This window comes from Pseudomonas furukawaii, from assembly GCF_002355475.1.
GTDB lineage: Bacteria > Pseudomonadota > Gammaproteobacteria > Pseudomonadales > Pseudomonadaceae > Metapseudomonas > Metapseudomonas furukawaii.
Genome location: NZ_AP014862.1, coordinates 73,987 through 87,472, shown reverse-complemented (window position 1 = coordinate 87,472; position 13,486 = coordinate 73,987). Strand labels below are relative to the sequence as shown.

Annotated in this window: 10 protein-coding genes; 6 read left to right on the top strand and 4 right to left on the bottom strand. The window is 69.3% G+C overall.

The window, feature by feature from the left end; genetic code table 11:
- Positions 1-146: 146 nt before the first annotated feature.
- The 3 genes from KF707C_RS00430 to KF707C_RS00420 all read left to right on the top strand — a co-directional run bounded on the left by KF707C_RS00430 (position 147) and on the right by KF707C_RS00420 (position 5,123).
- Positions 147-2,399, top strand: coding sequence for a putative bifunctional diguanylate cyclase/phosphodiesterase (locus KF707C_RS00430; protein WP_003458172.1), 2,253 nt, complete (start codon positions 147-149; stop codon positions 2,397-2,399).
- Entirely contained in the window at positions 2,396-3,994 is a 1,599-nt protein-coding gene (locus KF707C_RS00425) for a methyl-accepting chemotaxis protein (protein ID WP_003458169.1), read from the top strand. Before KF707C_RS00430 ends, KF707C_RS00425 begins: the two co-directional genes overlap by 4 nt.
- Before the next feature lie 91 nt (positions 3,995-4,085).
- Positions 4,086-5,123, top strand: a complete 1,038-nt coding sequence (locus KF707C_RS00420) for a DUF5924 family protein (protein WP_003458166.1) — start codon at positions 4,086-4,088, stop codon at positions 5,121-5,123.
- A 31-nt stretch (positions 5,124-5,154) separates the two neighbouring features.
- Here KF707C_RS00420 and KF707C_RS00415 read toward each other — a convergent pair whose 3' ends face one another.
- Together KF707C_RS00415 and KF707C_RS00410 are read right to left on the bottom strand one after the other, a co-directional pair.
- On the bottom strand, positions 5,155-6,381 hold the full coding sequence (locus KF707C_RS00415; RefSeq protein WP_003458163.1) for a nucleoside recognition domain-containing protein: 1,227 nt from the start codon (positions 6,379-6,381) through the stop codon (positions 5,155-5,157).
- A gap of 260 nt (positions 6,382-6,641) precedes the next feature.
- Positions 6,642-6,803, bottom strand: a complete 162-nt coding sequence (locus tag KF707C_RS00410) for a DUF1328 domain-containing protein (protein WP_003458161.1) — start codon at positions 6,801-6,803, stop codon at positions 6,642-6,644.
- 506 nt (positions 6,804-7,309) lie between these two features.
- Between KF707C_RS00410 and algB the strand changes: the two genes are divergently transcribed.
- Both algB and KF707C_RS00400 read left to right on the top strand, forming a co-directional pair.
- Positions 7,310-8,656 carry a sigma-54-dependent response regulator transcription factor AlgB gene (gene algB, locus KF707C_RS00405; protein ID WP_003458159.1) on the top strand — a complete coding sequence of 449 codons (1,347 nt, stop codon included), beginning with the start codon at positions 7,310-7,312 and terminating at the stop codon, positions 8,654-8,656.
- A gap of 4 nt (positions 8,657-8,660) precedes the next feature.
- On the top strand, positions 8,661-10,436 hold the full coding sequence (locus KF707C_RS00400; RefSeq protein WP_003458157.1) for a KinB sensor domain-containing domain: 1,776 nt from the start codon (positions 8,661-8,663) through the stop codon (positions 10,434-10,436).
- A gap of 31 nt (positions 10,437-10,467) precedes the next feature.
- On the opposite strand, the gene KF707C_RS00395 is transcribed toward KF707C_RS00400, so the two are convergent.
- Both KF707C_RS00395 and KF707C_RS00390 read right to left on the bottom strand, forming a co-directional pair.
- Positions 10,468-11,247 carry an N-acetylmuramoyl-L-alanine amidase gene (locus KF707C_RS00395; protein WP_003458156.1) on the bottom strand — a complete coding sequence of 260 codons (780 nt, stop codon included), beginning with the start codon at positions 11,245-11,247 and terminating at the stop codon, positions 10,468-10,470.
- Entirely contained in the window at positions 11,244-11,837 is a 594-nt protein-coding gene (locus KF707C_RS00390; protein WP_003458155.1) for a MarC family protein, read from the bottom strand. Before KF707C_RS00390 ends, KF707C_RS00395 begins: the two co-directional genes overlap by 4 nt.
- A gap of 226 nt (positions 11,838-12,063) precedes the next feature.
- Between KF707C_RS00390 and KF707C_RS00385 the strand changes: the two genes are divergently transcribed.
- Positions 12,064-13,482 (top strand): DASH family cryptochrome, encoded by a 1,419-nt coding sequence (locus KF707C_RS00385; protein ID WP_003458153.1) that lies wholly within the window; start codon positions 12,064-12,066, stop codon positions 13,480-13,482.
- Positions 13,483-13,486 lie beyond the last annotated feature (4 nt).

Genomic DNA, 13,486 nt, shown 5'->3' with positions numbered 1-13,486 from the left:
AAGGTTCCGCCAAGACGGAAGCCGGCTTTGCCGGGCAGGACGCAGGGGCCTGCAAGACAAAGCGCCGTGATCGGCAGCTCCAGACCCGGGGCTGACGATCACGGCGCTTTTTTTATGCCCGCGAAAAGCACCCAAGGGGGGGAGTAATGGGCCTGGAACGACAACTCAAGGGAATGCCCGGCCGCATGGGCCTGTCGCGCAGCGAAGTGGAACTGCGCTGTCGCTACCTGGACTGGCACACGGAAGATGCCACGCGCCTCAATGCCCGGGGACCGGAAATGGAGGCGGTCCACCACGCCTTCGTCGAACGGCTCTACGCGCACCTGGACCAGTTCGACCCCATCGCCGTCATCCTGCGGGACCCCGCCACCCTGCAACGGCTCAAGCGCAGCCAGCTGGATTACTACCGGCGCCTCTGGAGCGGTCCCTACGACCGCGAATACGTGGAGAACCGCCTGCGGGTCGGGCTGGTGCACCAGCAGGTGGGCGTCGACCTCAAGTGGTACCTCGGGGCCTACCGGCTCTACCTGGACCACATGCTCGACGCGATGCTCCCGCCGGGCGAGGGGCGCGACACCTTCTCCAGCCTGCTCAAGGCCGTATTCTTCGACATGGCCCTGGCCATCGACACCTACAGCTGCGCCCAGCGCCAGGCCCTGGAGGACAGCGAGGCCCGCTTCGCCCGCGCCCTGCGCGGGGCCAACGACGGCCTCTGGGACTGGGACCTGGAGCAGGATCGCCTGTACTGCTCCGAACGCTGGGCCGCCATGCTCGGCGTTGGCCGCGACAGTCTGGGGGAGGGCAGCGCCAGCTGGTTCGCCCGGGTCCACCCGGATGACCTGCCGGGCCTGCGCCAGGCCATGGATGCCCACCTGCGGGGCGACACGCCCTCGCTGCACCACGAGTACCGCATCCGCCGCCGCGACGGCGGCTACCTCTGGGTGCTGGTGCGCGGCGTCGCCGAGGAGGGCCGCATGGCCGGCTCCCAGACCGACATCAGCGAGCGCAAGGCCTCGGAGCAGAAGCTGCGGCACGCCGCCCGACATGACCCCCTGACCGGCCTGGCCAACCGCCTGCGCCTGGACGAACTGCTGCACCAGGCCCTGTCCCGCCGCCAGCGCCCGGGGGCGCGGGAAGCGGCGCTGCTGTTCATCGACCTCGACCGCTTCAAGCTGATCAACGACAGCCTGGGCCACGCCATGGGCGACCGGGTGCTGGTCGCGGTGGGCCAGCGACTGTCCCGCTGCCTGCGTCCCGGGGATCACCTGGTGCGCTTCGGCGGCGACGAGTTCGTCGTCCTGCTGGACGATCTGGCCTGCCTGGCGGACGCCGAGCAGGTCGCCCAACGCATGCTCGACAGCCTGCACCAGCCCCTGCGCCTGGACGACCACGACCTGGCGGTGAGCGCCAGCATCGGCATCACCGGGCTGCTGCTGGACGGCCAGGCGGTGGACACCCTGCAGGCGGCCGACCTCGCCCTCTACCGCGCCAAGGAGGCCGGCAAGGCCCAGTTCGCCCGCTACAGCGCCGAGCTCCAGGCCACCGCCCAGCGACGCCTGGCGCTGCACAACGACCTGGCCCTGGCCCTGGAGCGGGAGGAGTTCGAGCTGCACTACCAGCCCATCTGTCGCATCGACGGCGACAGGCACCGGATCATCGCGGTGGAAGCCCTGCTGCGCTGGCGCCGCGACGGCCGCCTCGAGTCGCCGTTGCAGTTCATCCCGGCCCTGGAGGAGTCCGGGCAGATCATCGCCGTGGGCGACTGGGTCCTGCGCCGGGCCTGCCGGCAGCTCCGCCGCTGGCAGCTGGCCGGCCTGGGCGAGCTGCGCTGCTCGGTGAACCTTTCCAGCCGCCAGTTGCTGCAACCGGACTTCGCCGGCCGGGTGGCGGCCATTCTCGCGGAAAGCGAACTCGCTCCGGCCAGCCTGGTGCTGGAGATCACCGAAAGCCTGCTGATGCAGGACAGCGCGGAGACCCTGGCCTGCCTGCGGGAACTGGCGGTGCTGGGCGTGCGCCTGGCCCTGGATGACTTCGGCACCGGCTATTCCTCCCTGGGCTACCTCAAGCGGTTCCCGCTGCAGATCCTCAAGGTGGACCGCAGCTTCATCGGCGGGATACCGGACGACCCGGAACTCAGGGTCATCGCGCGGGCCATCATCGGCCTGGGCCACAGCCTCGGCCTGGAGGTGGTCGCCGAGGGCGTGGAGCGTCCGGGCCATCTGGACTTCCTCCACGACGAGGACTGCCGCTACGCCCAGGGCTACTGGTTCAGCCGTCCGCGGCCGGCGACGGCCCTTGAGCCGCTGCTCCGCGGCGAATGCGGTTTCGAGGGCGAGGGCGACCTGCCCGGCGGCATCGAGTGGCTGCAAGAACAACAACAGGGAAGCACGCCAGCATGAAGATCAACCTGCCGGTCACCGGCCGCGCGGTGGCGTTCGACGCCGACGCCAACATCCTCTCCACCACCGACCCCAAGGGCGTCATCACCCACGTCAACCCGGACTTCCTCGCCATCAGCGGCTTCAGCGCCGACGAGCTCCTGGGTCGCAGCCACAACGTCGTGCGCCACCCGGACATGCCCCCGGCCGCCTTCGCCCACCTCTGGCAGACCCTGAAGGGCGGCCGCAGCTGGATGGGCCTGGTGAAGAACCGCTGCAAGAACGGCGACCACTACTGGGTCAGCGCCTACGTCACACCGGTACAGCGCGAGGGCCGGGTGGTGGAGTACCAGTCGGTACGGACCCTGCCGGAGCCCGGCCAGGTCGAGGCCGCCGAACGGCTCTACGCCGAGCTGCGGGAAGGCCGCACACCGAGGGTCCTGAAGCGCCCGCGACTGGGCCTGGCGCTGCGCCTGCCGGGCGGCTGCGCGCTGTCCGGCCTGGGCGTCGCCCTGCTGATGGCACCCCTGGCGGATTCCGCGTTGCTCGCGGCGGGCGCGGCCCTGGCCAGCGCGGCGCTCTGCGGCGCCTGGACCCTTTGGCAGATGCGCCCGCTGCAGCCGCTGCTGGCCAAGGCCAGGAGCATCGCCGACAACCCCTTGGGACAATGGCTCTACTGCGGGCGCCGGGACGAGTTCGGCGAGCTGGCCTTCGCCCTGCGCATGCTGGAAACCGAGGCCGGCGCCGTCGTCGGGCGCATCGCCGAGTCGGCCCGGCAACTGGCGGACCACGCCGACCAGATGGCCAGCTCAGTATCCAGCACCAGCCAGGCGACCCGCCGCCAGCAGGCGGAAACCGAGCAGGTGGCCAGCGCCGTCGAGCAGATGGCCTACAGCGTCCAGGAAGTCGCCCGCAGCGCCCAGCAGAGCGCCACCGCCGCCGACCAGACCGACTCCGCCGCCAGCCTGGGGCGCGAGGAGGTCGAGGCCACCCGCAATCGCATCACCCGCCTGGAGGAAGACGTGCGGCGCGCCAGCCAGCAGGTGGAGACCCTCCGGGAGCACAGCGGCGACATCACCCAGGTGCTCGGCGTGATCCACGGCATCGCCGAACAGACCAACCTGCTGGCGCTGAACGCGGCCATCGAGGCGGCCCGGGCCGGCGAGGCCGGACGCGGCTTCGCCGTGGTGGCCGACGAAGTGCGCGCCCTGGCCTCCCGTACCCAGAGTTCCACCGAGGAGATACGCGGTCTGATAGACACCCTCCAGCGAGGCGCCAGCCAGGCCAGCGAGGCCATGCAACGCAGCCGCGAGCAGGCCGCCGACAGCCTCCATCAGGCCCTGCGGGCGAGCGAGTCACTGGCCCTGATCAACGACCAGGTCAGCGAGATCAGCGGCATGAGCCTGCAGATCGCCAGCGCCGTGGAGCAGCAAAGCGTGGCCAGCGAGGAGATCCAGCGCAGCCTGGCGAGCATCCGCCTGGCCGCCGACGACAACGCCCGCAACGGCGGCCTGAGCCAGCACAGCGCGCTCCGCGTGGCGGAACTGGCCGGCGAGCTGCAGCAGCTGGCCCAGCAGTTCTGGGAGCGGCGACGACGGGTGGAAGGAGGCCGTTAGCGCCCCCGGTCAGCCCGGGGCGGCCGCGCCTTCTCAGGGCCGGCGCCCGGCAGTATCCTGCCCGGCTTCATCCCTCCAGCCCGCCGCCCCGATGCCGCTGACCGCCTTCAAACCCCAAGTGCTGAAGCTGATCGAACTGCTGCAGCGCCACCCCCGACTGATCGCCCTGTACGGCTTCGGCTCCGGCCTGGCGAGCTTCTTCCTGGTGGAGCGGGGCGCCCGGGTGGCCAAGGTGATCGCCATCCTGCTGCTGGTGAGCTGGGTCTGGCTGATGCTGGAGAACCTGTTCCGACGCGGCGTGGAGCGGCTCTTCGGGATCGAACTGCCGCCGCCGCTGATGCGCTTCCTGACCCAGCTGATCCACCAGGAAAGCCTGTTCTTCGTGCTGCCGTTCTTCTTCGTCACCACCAGCTGGAACAGCGGCCAGGCCCTGTTCACCGGACTGCTGGGGGTGGCCGCGCTCTGCTCCATCACCGACCCGGTGTACAACCGCCACCTGGCCCCACGGCGCTGGCTGTTCCTCGCCTACCACACCCTGACCCTGTTCGCGGTGCTGCTGGCCGCGTTGCCGCTGATTCTCCAGCTGACCACCGCCCAGAGTTACCGCTGGGCCCTGGGTACCGCGGTGGCGCTGTCCTTCATCAGCCTGTTCGGCGTCCTCCGCGCGCAACGATGGTGGCGCACCCTCGGCCTGCTGGGCCTGACCCTGGCCCTGGGCGGGCTGGGCTGGGTCACCCGGGTCTGGGTACCACCGGCGACCCTCTGGCTCACCGAGGTGGCGGTATCGCCCGAGCTGAACGATCGCACGCCCGGTGAGGGCGTCGACCGCGTGACGGCCAATGACCTGCGCGCCAGGGGGCTCTACGCCTACACCGCGATCAATGCGCCCCGGGGTCTGAACGAGCGCATCGTCCATGTGTGGCGCTTCAAGGGCCGCGAGGTGGACCGTATCGCCCTGGATATCCACGGCGGCCGCGAAGCGGGCTACCGCGCCTGGACCCACAAGCGGAACTTCCCCAGCGATCCCGTCGGCCGCTGGCAGGTCCAGGTGCTCACCGAAGCGGGCCAGATGATCGGCACCCTGCGCTTCACGGTCACGCCCTCCGAGCTGCCGCCCAAGCCCCGTTGAGGCGTTCGTGGGGGGCGGGGCGGGAGGCCCCTCAGCCGAAGAACCAGTAGCAGACGCCGATGGCCGCCAGCACGCCGGCCAGCTCAGCGGCCAGGGCGCAGCCCACGGCATGGCGGACACGCTGGATGCCCACCGAGCCGAAATAGACCGCCAGCACGTAGAAGGTGGTTTCGGTGCTGCCCTGTACCGTCGCCGCCACCAGGGCCGGGAAGCTGTCCACACCCTGGGTCTGCATGGTCTCGATCAGCATGGCGCGGGCGGCGCTGCCGGAGAACGGCTTGACCAGGGCGGTGGGCAACGCTTCGACGAACCGGGTGTCCCAGCCCAGCCATTCCACCACCACGCGAATCCCGTCGAGGCCGTAGTCCAGGGCGCCGGAGGCGCGCATCACGCCAATGGCGCAGAGCATGGCGACCAGGTAGGGCAGGAGATTCTTCGCCACCTCGAAGCCCTCCTTGGCGCCGTCCACGAAACACTCGTAGACCGGTACCCGTTTCAACGCCCCCAGTACCAGGAAGCACAGGATGATGCCGAACAGCGTGAGGTTGCCCAGCAGCGAGGAGAGGGCGGCCAGGGCGGTGGCCGAGAGCCCGGCCAGCACGGCCATGAATCCGCCCAGGAGCAGGGCCCCGGGCACCAGGTAGGCCAGCACCACCGGATCCCAGAGGCGCAGGCGCTGCACCAGGGCCACGGAGAGCAGGCCCACCAGGGTCGAGGCGCTGGTGGCCAGGAGGATCGGCAGGAACACCAGGGTCGGATCGTCCGCGCCCTGCTGGGCGCGGTACATGAAGATGGACACCGGCAGCAGGGTGAGGGACGAGGCGTTCAGCACCAGGAAGAGGATCTGCGCATTGCTCGCCGTGGCGGGATTGGGGTTGAGATCCTGCAGGGCGCGCATGGCCTTGAGGCCGATGGGCGTGGCGGCATTGTCCAGGCCCAGGCCGTTGGCGGCGAAGTTGAGGGTGATCAGGCCCAGGGCGGGATGGCCCCGGGGCACCTCCGGCATGAGGCGGTGGAACAGGGGCGCCAGCGCGCGTCCCAGGGCGTCCACCAGCCCGGCCCGCTCGGCGATGCGCAGGAAGCCCAGCCACAGGGTGAGGGTGCCGAAGAGGAGGATCATCACCTCGACCGACAGCTTGGCCATGGCGAACAGGCTTTCCACCATCGCCGCCCAGACACCCGGGTCCCCCCCGATCCAGCGTCCCAGCGCAGCCACCGCCGCCACCAGGAAGAAACCCAGCCAAAGGCCGTTGAGCATGTGCAGTCCCCCCGAAATCCATTCGGCGGATTCTAGCGGGGAGCTGGAAGCGGACGCGACCCAATCCGGTCAGGGGTAGGGCGCGGAGTGGGATCCCGCTGCCGGCCGGGAGCCTGGAACTCCGGCTCCCGGCAGCAGCTCGCCTGACCCGCTTGCGCGGGAGCTTCCCCTCAGCCCCTGGGTCACGCCGCTCCCACCGACGCGGAACAACCCGGCCCCCTGGTCGATGGGCCCGTCGCCGGGCCCTTGTCCTGCCTGTCTCAGCCGGACCGGCGCCCCATGATGAAGGACACCACGAACAGCACCAGGAAGATGATGAAGAGGATCTTCGCGATCCCCGCGGCGGTCCCGGCGATGCCCCCGAAACCCAGTACGGCGGCGACTATGGCGATAACCAGGAAAGCAAGCGCCCAACTCAGCATGGCCTTTCTCCTTCTGCTTGGGTGATCGGCGCGCGCACGGCGTGTTCGCGGCGCCAGGTCCGAGGGCAGGGCGACCAGAGCCCCGCCCTCGGGTGTTACGAATCGGTGGTGCATCGCCCCTGCCACCCACAACCCATTGAAGAACCTGTCTGCTTCAGTGACCTGAAACTATCCGGGCAAGCGCGGGCGGCATTCTGCGCGAGGGGGCTTGCCGGCCGGAGATCCTGCTGTCCGGAAAAAACCCGAAACCTCCCTGTTCCGGGTGGAGCACCCTGGACGGCCTCAAGGGTCACAAGAGGTAAAGGCCCTTACTCGTTCAGGTACGAGTACTTTCGCAATGCCTGTGCCAGATTCCGGAAAACAATAAAGAGCTTATTAATCAATCAATTAGCTTTTATTCAGGGACTTCCTACACTTGCAGGCTGCAAGGTGTGTAGGAAAAGTACGTGCAACTTGCACGATTTTTCCTGGACTAACTTTCTATGACTCGGAAATGGAGTGAGAGCATGGAACAGGTCACCGAGAACCAGGGGCGCATCCTGCTGGTGGATGACGAAGCCGCCATCCTGCGTACCTTCCGCTACTGCCTGGAGGACGAGGGTTACAGCGTGGCCACGGCAGGCAGCGCGGCCCAGGCCGAGGCGATCCTGCAACGGCAGGTGTTCGATCTGTGCTTCCTCGACCTGCGCCTGGGCGAGGACAACGGCCTGGACGTCCTGGCGCAGATGCGCGAGCAGGCGCCCTGGATGCGGGTGGTGATAGTCACCGCCCACTCGGCGGTGGATACCGCGGTGGATGCCATGCAGGCCGGTGCCGCGGACTACCTGGTCAAGCCCTGCAGCCCGGATCAGTTGCGCATGGCCGCCGCCAAGCAACTGGAAGTGCGCCAGCTCACCGCCCGCCTGGAGGCCCTGGAAGGCGAAGTGCGCCGGGGCGGCGATGGCCTGGACTCCCACAGCCCGGCGATGATGGCGGTGCTGGAAACCGCCCGGCAGGTCGCCGGAACCGACGCCAACATCCTGATCCTCGGCGAGTCCGGCACCGGCAAGGGCGAGTTGTCCCGCGCCATCCACGGGTGGAGCAAGCGGGCGAAGAAAGCCTTCGTCACCATCAATTGCCCCTCACTGTCGGCGGACCTCATGGAAAGCGAGCTGTTCGGCCACAACCGGGGGGCCTTCACCGGCGCCAGCGAAAGCACCCAGGGGCGGGTCAGCCAGGCCGATGGCGGCACCCTGTTCCTCGACGAGATCGGCGACTTTCCCCTGGGCCTGCAACCCAAGCTGCTGCGCTTCATCCAGGACAAGGAGTACGAACGGGTGGGCGACCCGGTGACCCGCCGCGCGGACGTGCGCATCCTCGCGGCGACCAACCTGGACCTGGACCAGATGGTGCGCGAGGGGCGCTTCCGCGAGGACCTGCTCTACCGCATCAATGTGATCGCCCTGAAGATCCCTCCGCTGCGGGAGCGCCACGAGGACATCCTCGGCCTGGCGGAACGCTTCCTCGCCCGCTTCGTCACCGAGTACGCACGGCCGGCGCGGGCCTTCAGCGAGGAGGCACGCGCGGCACTGCTGGGCTATCGCTGGCCGGGCAATGTGCGGGAACTGCGCAATGTGGTGGAGCGCGCCAGCATCATCTGCAACCAGGACCTTGTCGAAGTGGTCCACCTCGGCCTGGGCGAAGCCCCCGCTAGCAACACGCCCCGGGTGGGAGGCCACCTGAGCCTGGAGGAGCTGGAACGCGCCCACATCGCCGGCGTGCTGGCCAGCAGCGAAACCCTCGACCAGGCCGCGCGCACCCTGGGCATCGACGCCTCGACCCTGTACCGCAAGCGCAAGCTCTACGGGCTCTGACCCCATGCGACTGCGGACCCGGCTGTTCCTCAGTATTTCCGCGCTGATCACCGTGGCGCTGGTGGGCCTGCTGCTGGGCCTGGTGAGCGTCATGCAGATGGCCGGCGCCCAGGAGCGGATGATCGGCCGCGCCTTCGCCACCATCGACATCAGCCTGCGGATGCGCCAGCACCTGGGCGACCAGTTGGTGAACCTGATGGGCAAGGACCTGGACCTGCCCGCCCTGGAGCGCTCCCAGCGGCGATTCCTGGGCGCGCTGGAAGAAGGCCTGGCCAACTCGGCCGACCCGGACACGCGGGAACGGGTACAGCGCATCGCCGTCGCCTACCAGACCTTCCTCGATGTGGTGCGCCAGCCCGCCAGCCTGCGCTGGGGCCTGCTGGACGACAACGATTTCAGCCATGCCCTGGACGTGCTGCGCAACAGCATGGTGGACCTGCAGAAGCATGCCCTGGAGCGGGTTGGCCAGGCCGAGGGCGCGGCCCGCGAACGCGCCGTGCTGATCGGTGGCCTGCTGGGACTGCTGGGCATCGCGGTGCTGCTGATCGGCGTCATCACCGCCCATGGCATCGCCCGGCGATTCGGCGAGCCCATCGACGCCCTGGCCAAGGCCGCCGACCAGGTGGGCCGGGGCGACTTCCAGGTGACCCTGCCCCTTTCACCGGTCAACGAGATGGCGGCGCTGATCCGCCGCTTCGGCCTGATGGCGGAAGCGCTTCGCCTGCTCAAGGAAACCAATATCGAGCAGCTCCTGGCCGAGCGCCAACGGTTGAAGGCGGTGCTGGACAGCATTGACGACGGCCTGCTGATTCTCGACCGCCAGGGCCGGGTGCAACACGCCAACCCGGTGGCCCAGCGTCAGCTGTCCTGGGGCGCGCTCCCGGAAGGCCAGCCACTGTCCCGGGCCCTGGCGCGACCGGAGCTGGAGGAGGCGGTCCAGCGGGTGCTGCGTGGCGACCCCCTGGAGGAGGAGCCGGAGGACCTGGTGATCGAAGCCGAAGGCGAACAGCGGCTGCTGAGCTGGAGCCTGGCCCCGGTGCTGCTGGACGAGGGGCGGGTGCTGGGTGCGGTGATGGTGCTGCGGGACGTGACCGAGGCGCGCGCCTTCGAGCGGGTACGCAACGAGTTCGTGCTGCGGGCCTCCCACGAGTTGCGCACGCCGGTGACCGGCATGCAGATGGCCTTCGGCCTGCTCAGCGAGCGCCTGCGCTTCGCCCCCGACAGCCGGGAAGGCGACCTCCTGACCACGGTGGACGAGGAGATGCAGCGGCTGGTGCGGCTGATCAACGACCTGCTGGACTTCTCCCGCTACCAGAGCGGCGTGCAGGTGCTGGCGCGGGAGCCCTGCGACCTGGAGGACCTGCTGGCGGCCCTGCGCCAGCGCTATTCGGCCCAGGCCGGGGAACTGGGCCTGGAGATCGAACTGGAGCTGCACCCGCCGCTGCCCCGGGTGAACCTGGACCGCCTGCAGATCGAGCGGGTGCTGGACAACCTGGTGGGCAACGCCATCCGCCACAGCCGGCCCGGCGGCCACATCCGCCTGCAGGCCCGCCGTCACGGCGAGCGGGTGTTGCTGAGCGTGGCCGACGAAGGCGAGGGCGTGCCCTACAGCCAGCAGGCGCGGATCTTCGAGCCCTTCGTGCAGGTGGGCCAGCGCAAGGGCGGCGCCGGCCTGGGCCTGGCCCTGTGCAAGGAGATCGTGCAGCTCCACGGTGGGCGCATCGGCCTCTATTCAAGGCCGGGGCAGGGCGCGCGGTTCTACATGACGCTACCGGTGTGACCGCTCGCCCGGCCGGTCGAGGGCCGTGGGGTCAGCGCGGCATCCCATTGAGCACCAGCAGCAGGGCGGCGGTTTCCGCATCCGGTTCGCCGTCGTAGAGGCGCTGCCGGTACTTCATCTGGAAGGCGGCGATGACGTTGCGGGTTTCCTTGTCCAGCACCCCGGTGCGCGGCGTGGTGTAGCCCTGGCGCGCGAGTTGTTCCTGGAACCAGCCCACAGTGGGCAGCGCCACGGCGAAGCGGGCCTGGGCGCGGGCTACGGCAGCGGCATCCGGCCAGGGCACCAGGCCGGCGTCGGCCAGGCGCTTCCAGGGGAACAGGGGGCCCGGATCGACCTTGCGCTGAGGGGCGATGTCGCTGTGGCCGATGATGCTGCCCAGGGGCAGGTGGTGGCGCTTGACGATGTCTTGCAGCAGCGGGATCAGCGCGTCGATCTGCTCGTCGCTGAAGGGCTGGTAGACCCGGCCGGCGGGGGTATCGCGGTAGCCGTCGTTGACCAGTTCGATGCCGAGGGTGCTGGCGTTGAGCCAGGTCCGTCCCTGCCACTCGCTTTCCCCGGCGTGCCAGGCGCGGCGGTTCTCGTCCACCAGGCGGTAGATGGTCGCCGGCTGGTCGCCGATCAGGTAGTGGCTGCTGACGCCGTCGCGGGTGAGCAGGCGCAGGGAGCTTTCCAGGCCGGTGGAGGTGTAGTGCAGCACCACGTACTGCACGCGGCTGCTCTGGCTCACCGAACGGTAGCTGTCGTCGATGCGCAGGCCGCCGGTGCAGCCGCCGAGCAGGAGGAGGGCGAGACCGAGGTAGAGCTTCTTCATGGGGTCAGGTGGAGGACGCTTTGCAGGTTGTCGAGCAGCATGTCGACGCTGAGCATGATCAGCAACATGCCGGTCAGGCGCTCCACGGCCATCAGGCCGCGGTCGCCCAGGAAGCGCTGCAGGAACGCGGCCTGCAGCAGGATGAGGGCGGTAGCGGCCCAGGCCAGCAGCACCGCGACATAGAGCACCCAGAGCTCGCCCTGGTGGGTATTGCGCAGGGTCATCAGCACCGCCAGGGCCGAGGGCCCGGCCACCGCCGGCGTCGCCAGGGGCACGAGCATGGGCTCGCCGCCGGGCAGGTCGCCGAGGACACCTTCCGGACGCGGGAAGATCAGCCGCAGGGCGATGATGAAGAGGATGATGCCGCCGGCGATGGCGATGGACTCCCGGGAAAGGCCCAGGCCGCTGAGGATCCTGTCGCCGAAGGTGAGGAAGAGCATCAGCAGCGCGAGCGCGAACAGCAGCTCACGCAGGGCGACCCTGAGCCGCCGCTCCGGGGCCACGCCCTTGAGGGCGGCGATGAAGATGGCGATGTTGCCGAACGGATCGGTGACCAGGAAGACCAGGACGGCGATGCCGAGGATTTCCATGGGGGGCTCCCCTTGAACGATGCTGAGAAGTGTAATGGCCGGATGCGCAGCCGTCTTCGCGCACGCCCCGGACTGTTGCGGCGACGCGAGGGGCGCGGATTATACGCAGGCCCCGGCACCTGGCCAGTCCGGCGACCGGGCGCCACGCCGGGATGAACGGTGACACGGGTTATTTCAGCTGCGGTTAATGTTGTAGGAGAAGGATTCCCAACCGAGGAAGACCGCCATGCGCCGCGCGCTGCTGTGGTTGAAGCAGGATCTGCGACTCGACGACCACCCGGCGCTGCACGCGGCGATACAGGCCGACCGGCTGTTGCCGCTGTTCGTGCTCGATCCCCAGTGGCTGCGCCCTTCCCCCCTGGGGCCCCGTCGCCTTGGCGTGCACCGCGCACGCTTCCTGCTCGAAAGCCTGGCGGCCCTGGACGCGGGCCTGCGCCAGCACGGGTCTCGGCTGCTGGTGGTGCAGGGTGATGCGGAACGGGTGATCCCCTCCCTGGTGGAGCGCCTGGACCTGGATGAGGTGCTGACACTGGAGGAGGTGGCGCCTTTCGAGCTGGACGAGATGCGTCGGGTCCGCCATGCCCTGGGGGTTCCCCTCACCGAATGGCCGGGCAACAGCCTGTTTCGGGAAGAGGAACTGCCCGTGCCGCTCCAGGCACTGCCCTCGGTGTTCAATCGCTTTCGCGATCTGGTGGAGGCGCGGGTCCATGTCTTCCAGCCCAATCCGACGCCCCACGCATTGCCGCCCCTGCCCACGGGTGCCGCCGCGCTGCTGACCCCCCTGCCCAGCCTGTCGCGCCTGGGCCTGGGCGAACCCCTGGGCGTTCCCGCCACGGCGTTCCCCTTTTCGGGCGGCGAGCCGGCCGCCCTGGCCAGGCTGCGCGACTACCTGTGGGAGTCACGCAGCATCCGGGACTATCGGATCAGGAGCGACGGCATGATCGGCAGCGAGTACTCCTCGAAGCTGTCGCCCTGGCTGGCCAACGGCAGCCTGTCGCCTCGCCGGGTCGCCGCCGAACTGCATCGGCTGGAGTCCCAGCACGGGCGCGACGACTCCACCCAGCAGCTCTGGCACCAGTTGCTCTGGCGCGAGTATTTCCGCTGGACCATGCGCCGGCTCGGCGATGCCCTGTTCCGTGCCGACGGGCTCAAGGCCACCGCGCGGGCGCCGCGCAACCTGGATGAGCGATTCCATGGCTGGTGCATAGGTCGCACCGGAATGCCCCTGGTGGACGCGAACATGCGCGAGCTGGTGATGACCGGCTGGATGTCGGGCCGTGGCCGCCAGGTGGTGGCCAGCTACCTGGTGAACGACCTGCAGCAGGACTGGTGCCACGGCGCCGCCTGGTTCGAGGAACACCTGCTGGACTACGACCCGGCCAGCAACTGGGGCAACTGGGCCTACCTCGCCGGGGTGGCCTGCGACCCGCAGCGGGCGAAGGCCTTCAATGCCCTGCGCCAGGCATTCCAGTACGACCCTGAGGCGGCCTATGTCAGTCTCTGGCTTCCGGAGCTGCGCGGCCTGCCGGTGGAACAGCGGCACGCCCCCTTCATCCTCAGCGAGCATCAGTTCGCGGGGCTGGACTATCCCCGGCTGGCGTCCATTCCGGAGTACTGGAAGCCGTATCTGCCGAGTGCGGCCTGACGCG

Excerpts from the sequence above, each read along its gene's own strand:
- KF707C_RS00415 (WP_003458163.1), bottom strand. The coding sequence starts at position 6,381 with ATGCTCAACGGCCTTTGGCTGGGTTTCTTCCTGGTGGCGGCGGTGGCT.
- KF707C_RS00410 (WP_003458161.1), bottom strand. The coding sequence starts at position 6,803 with ATGCTGAGTTGGGCGCTTGCTTTCCTGGTTATCGCCATAGTCGCCGCC.
- KF707C_RS00390 (WP_003458155.1), bottom strand. The coding sequence starts at position 11,837 with ATGGAAATCCTCGGCATCGCCGTCCTGGTCTTCCTGGTCACCGATCCG.
- KF707C_RS00395 (WP_003458156.1), bottom strand. The coding sequence starts at position 11,247 with ATGAAGAAGCTCTACCTCGGTCTCGCCCTCCTCCTGCTCGGCGGCTGC.
- KF707C_RS00385 (WP_003458153.1), top strand. The coding sequence starts at position 12,064 with ATGCGCCGCGCGCTGCTGTGGTTGAAGCAGGATCTGCGACTCGACGAC.
- KF707C_RS00425 (WP_003458169.1), top strand. The coding sequence starts at position 2,396 with ATGAAGATCAACCTGCCGGTCACCGGCCGCGCGGTGGCGTTCGACGCC.
- KF707C_RS00420 (WP_003458166.1), top strand. The coding sequence starts at position 4,086 with ATGCCGCTGACCGCCTTCAAACCCCAAGTGCTGAAGCTGATCGAACTG.
- KF707C_RS00430 (WP_003458172.1), top strand. The coding sequence starts at position 147 with ATGGGCCTGGAACGACAACTCAAGGGAATGCCCGGCCGCATGGGCCTG.
- KF707C_RS00400 (WP_003458157.1), top strand. The coding sequence starts at position 8,661 with ATGCGACTGCGGACCCGGCTGTTCCTCAGTATTTCCGCGCTGATCACC.
- algB (WP_003458159.1), top strand. The coding sequence starts at position 7,310 with ATGGAACAGGTCACCGAGAACCAGGGGCGCATCCTGCTGGTGGATGAC.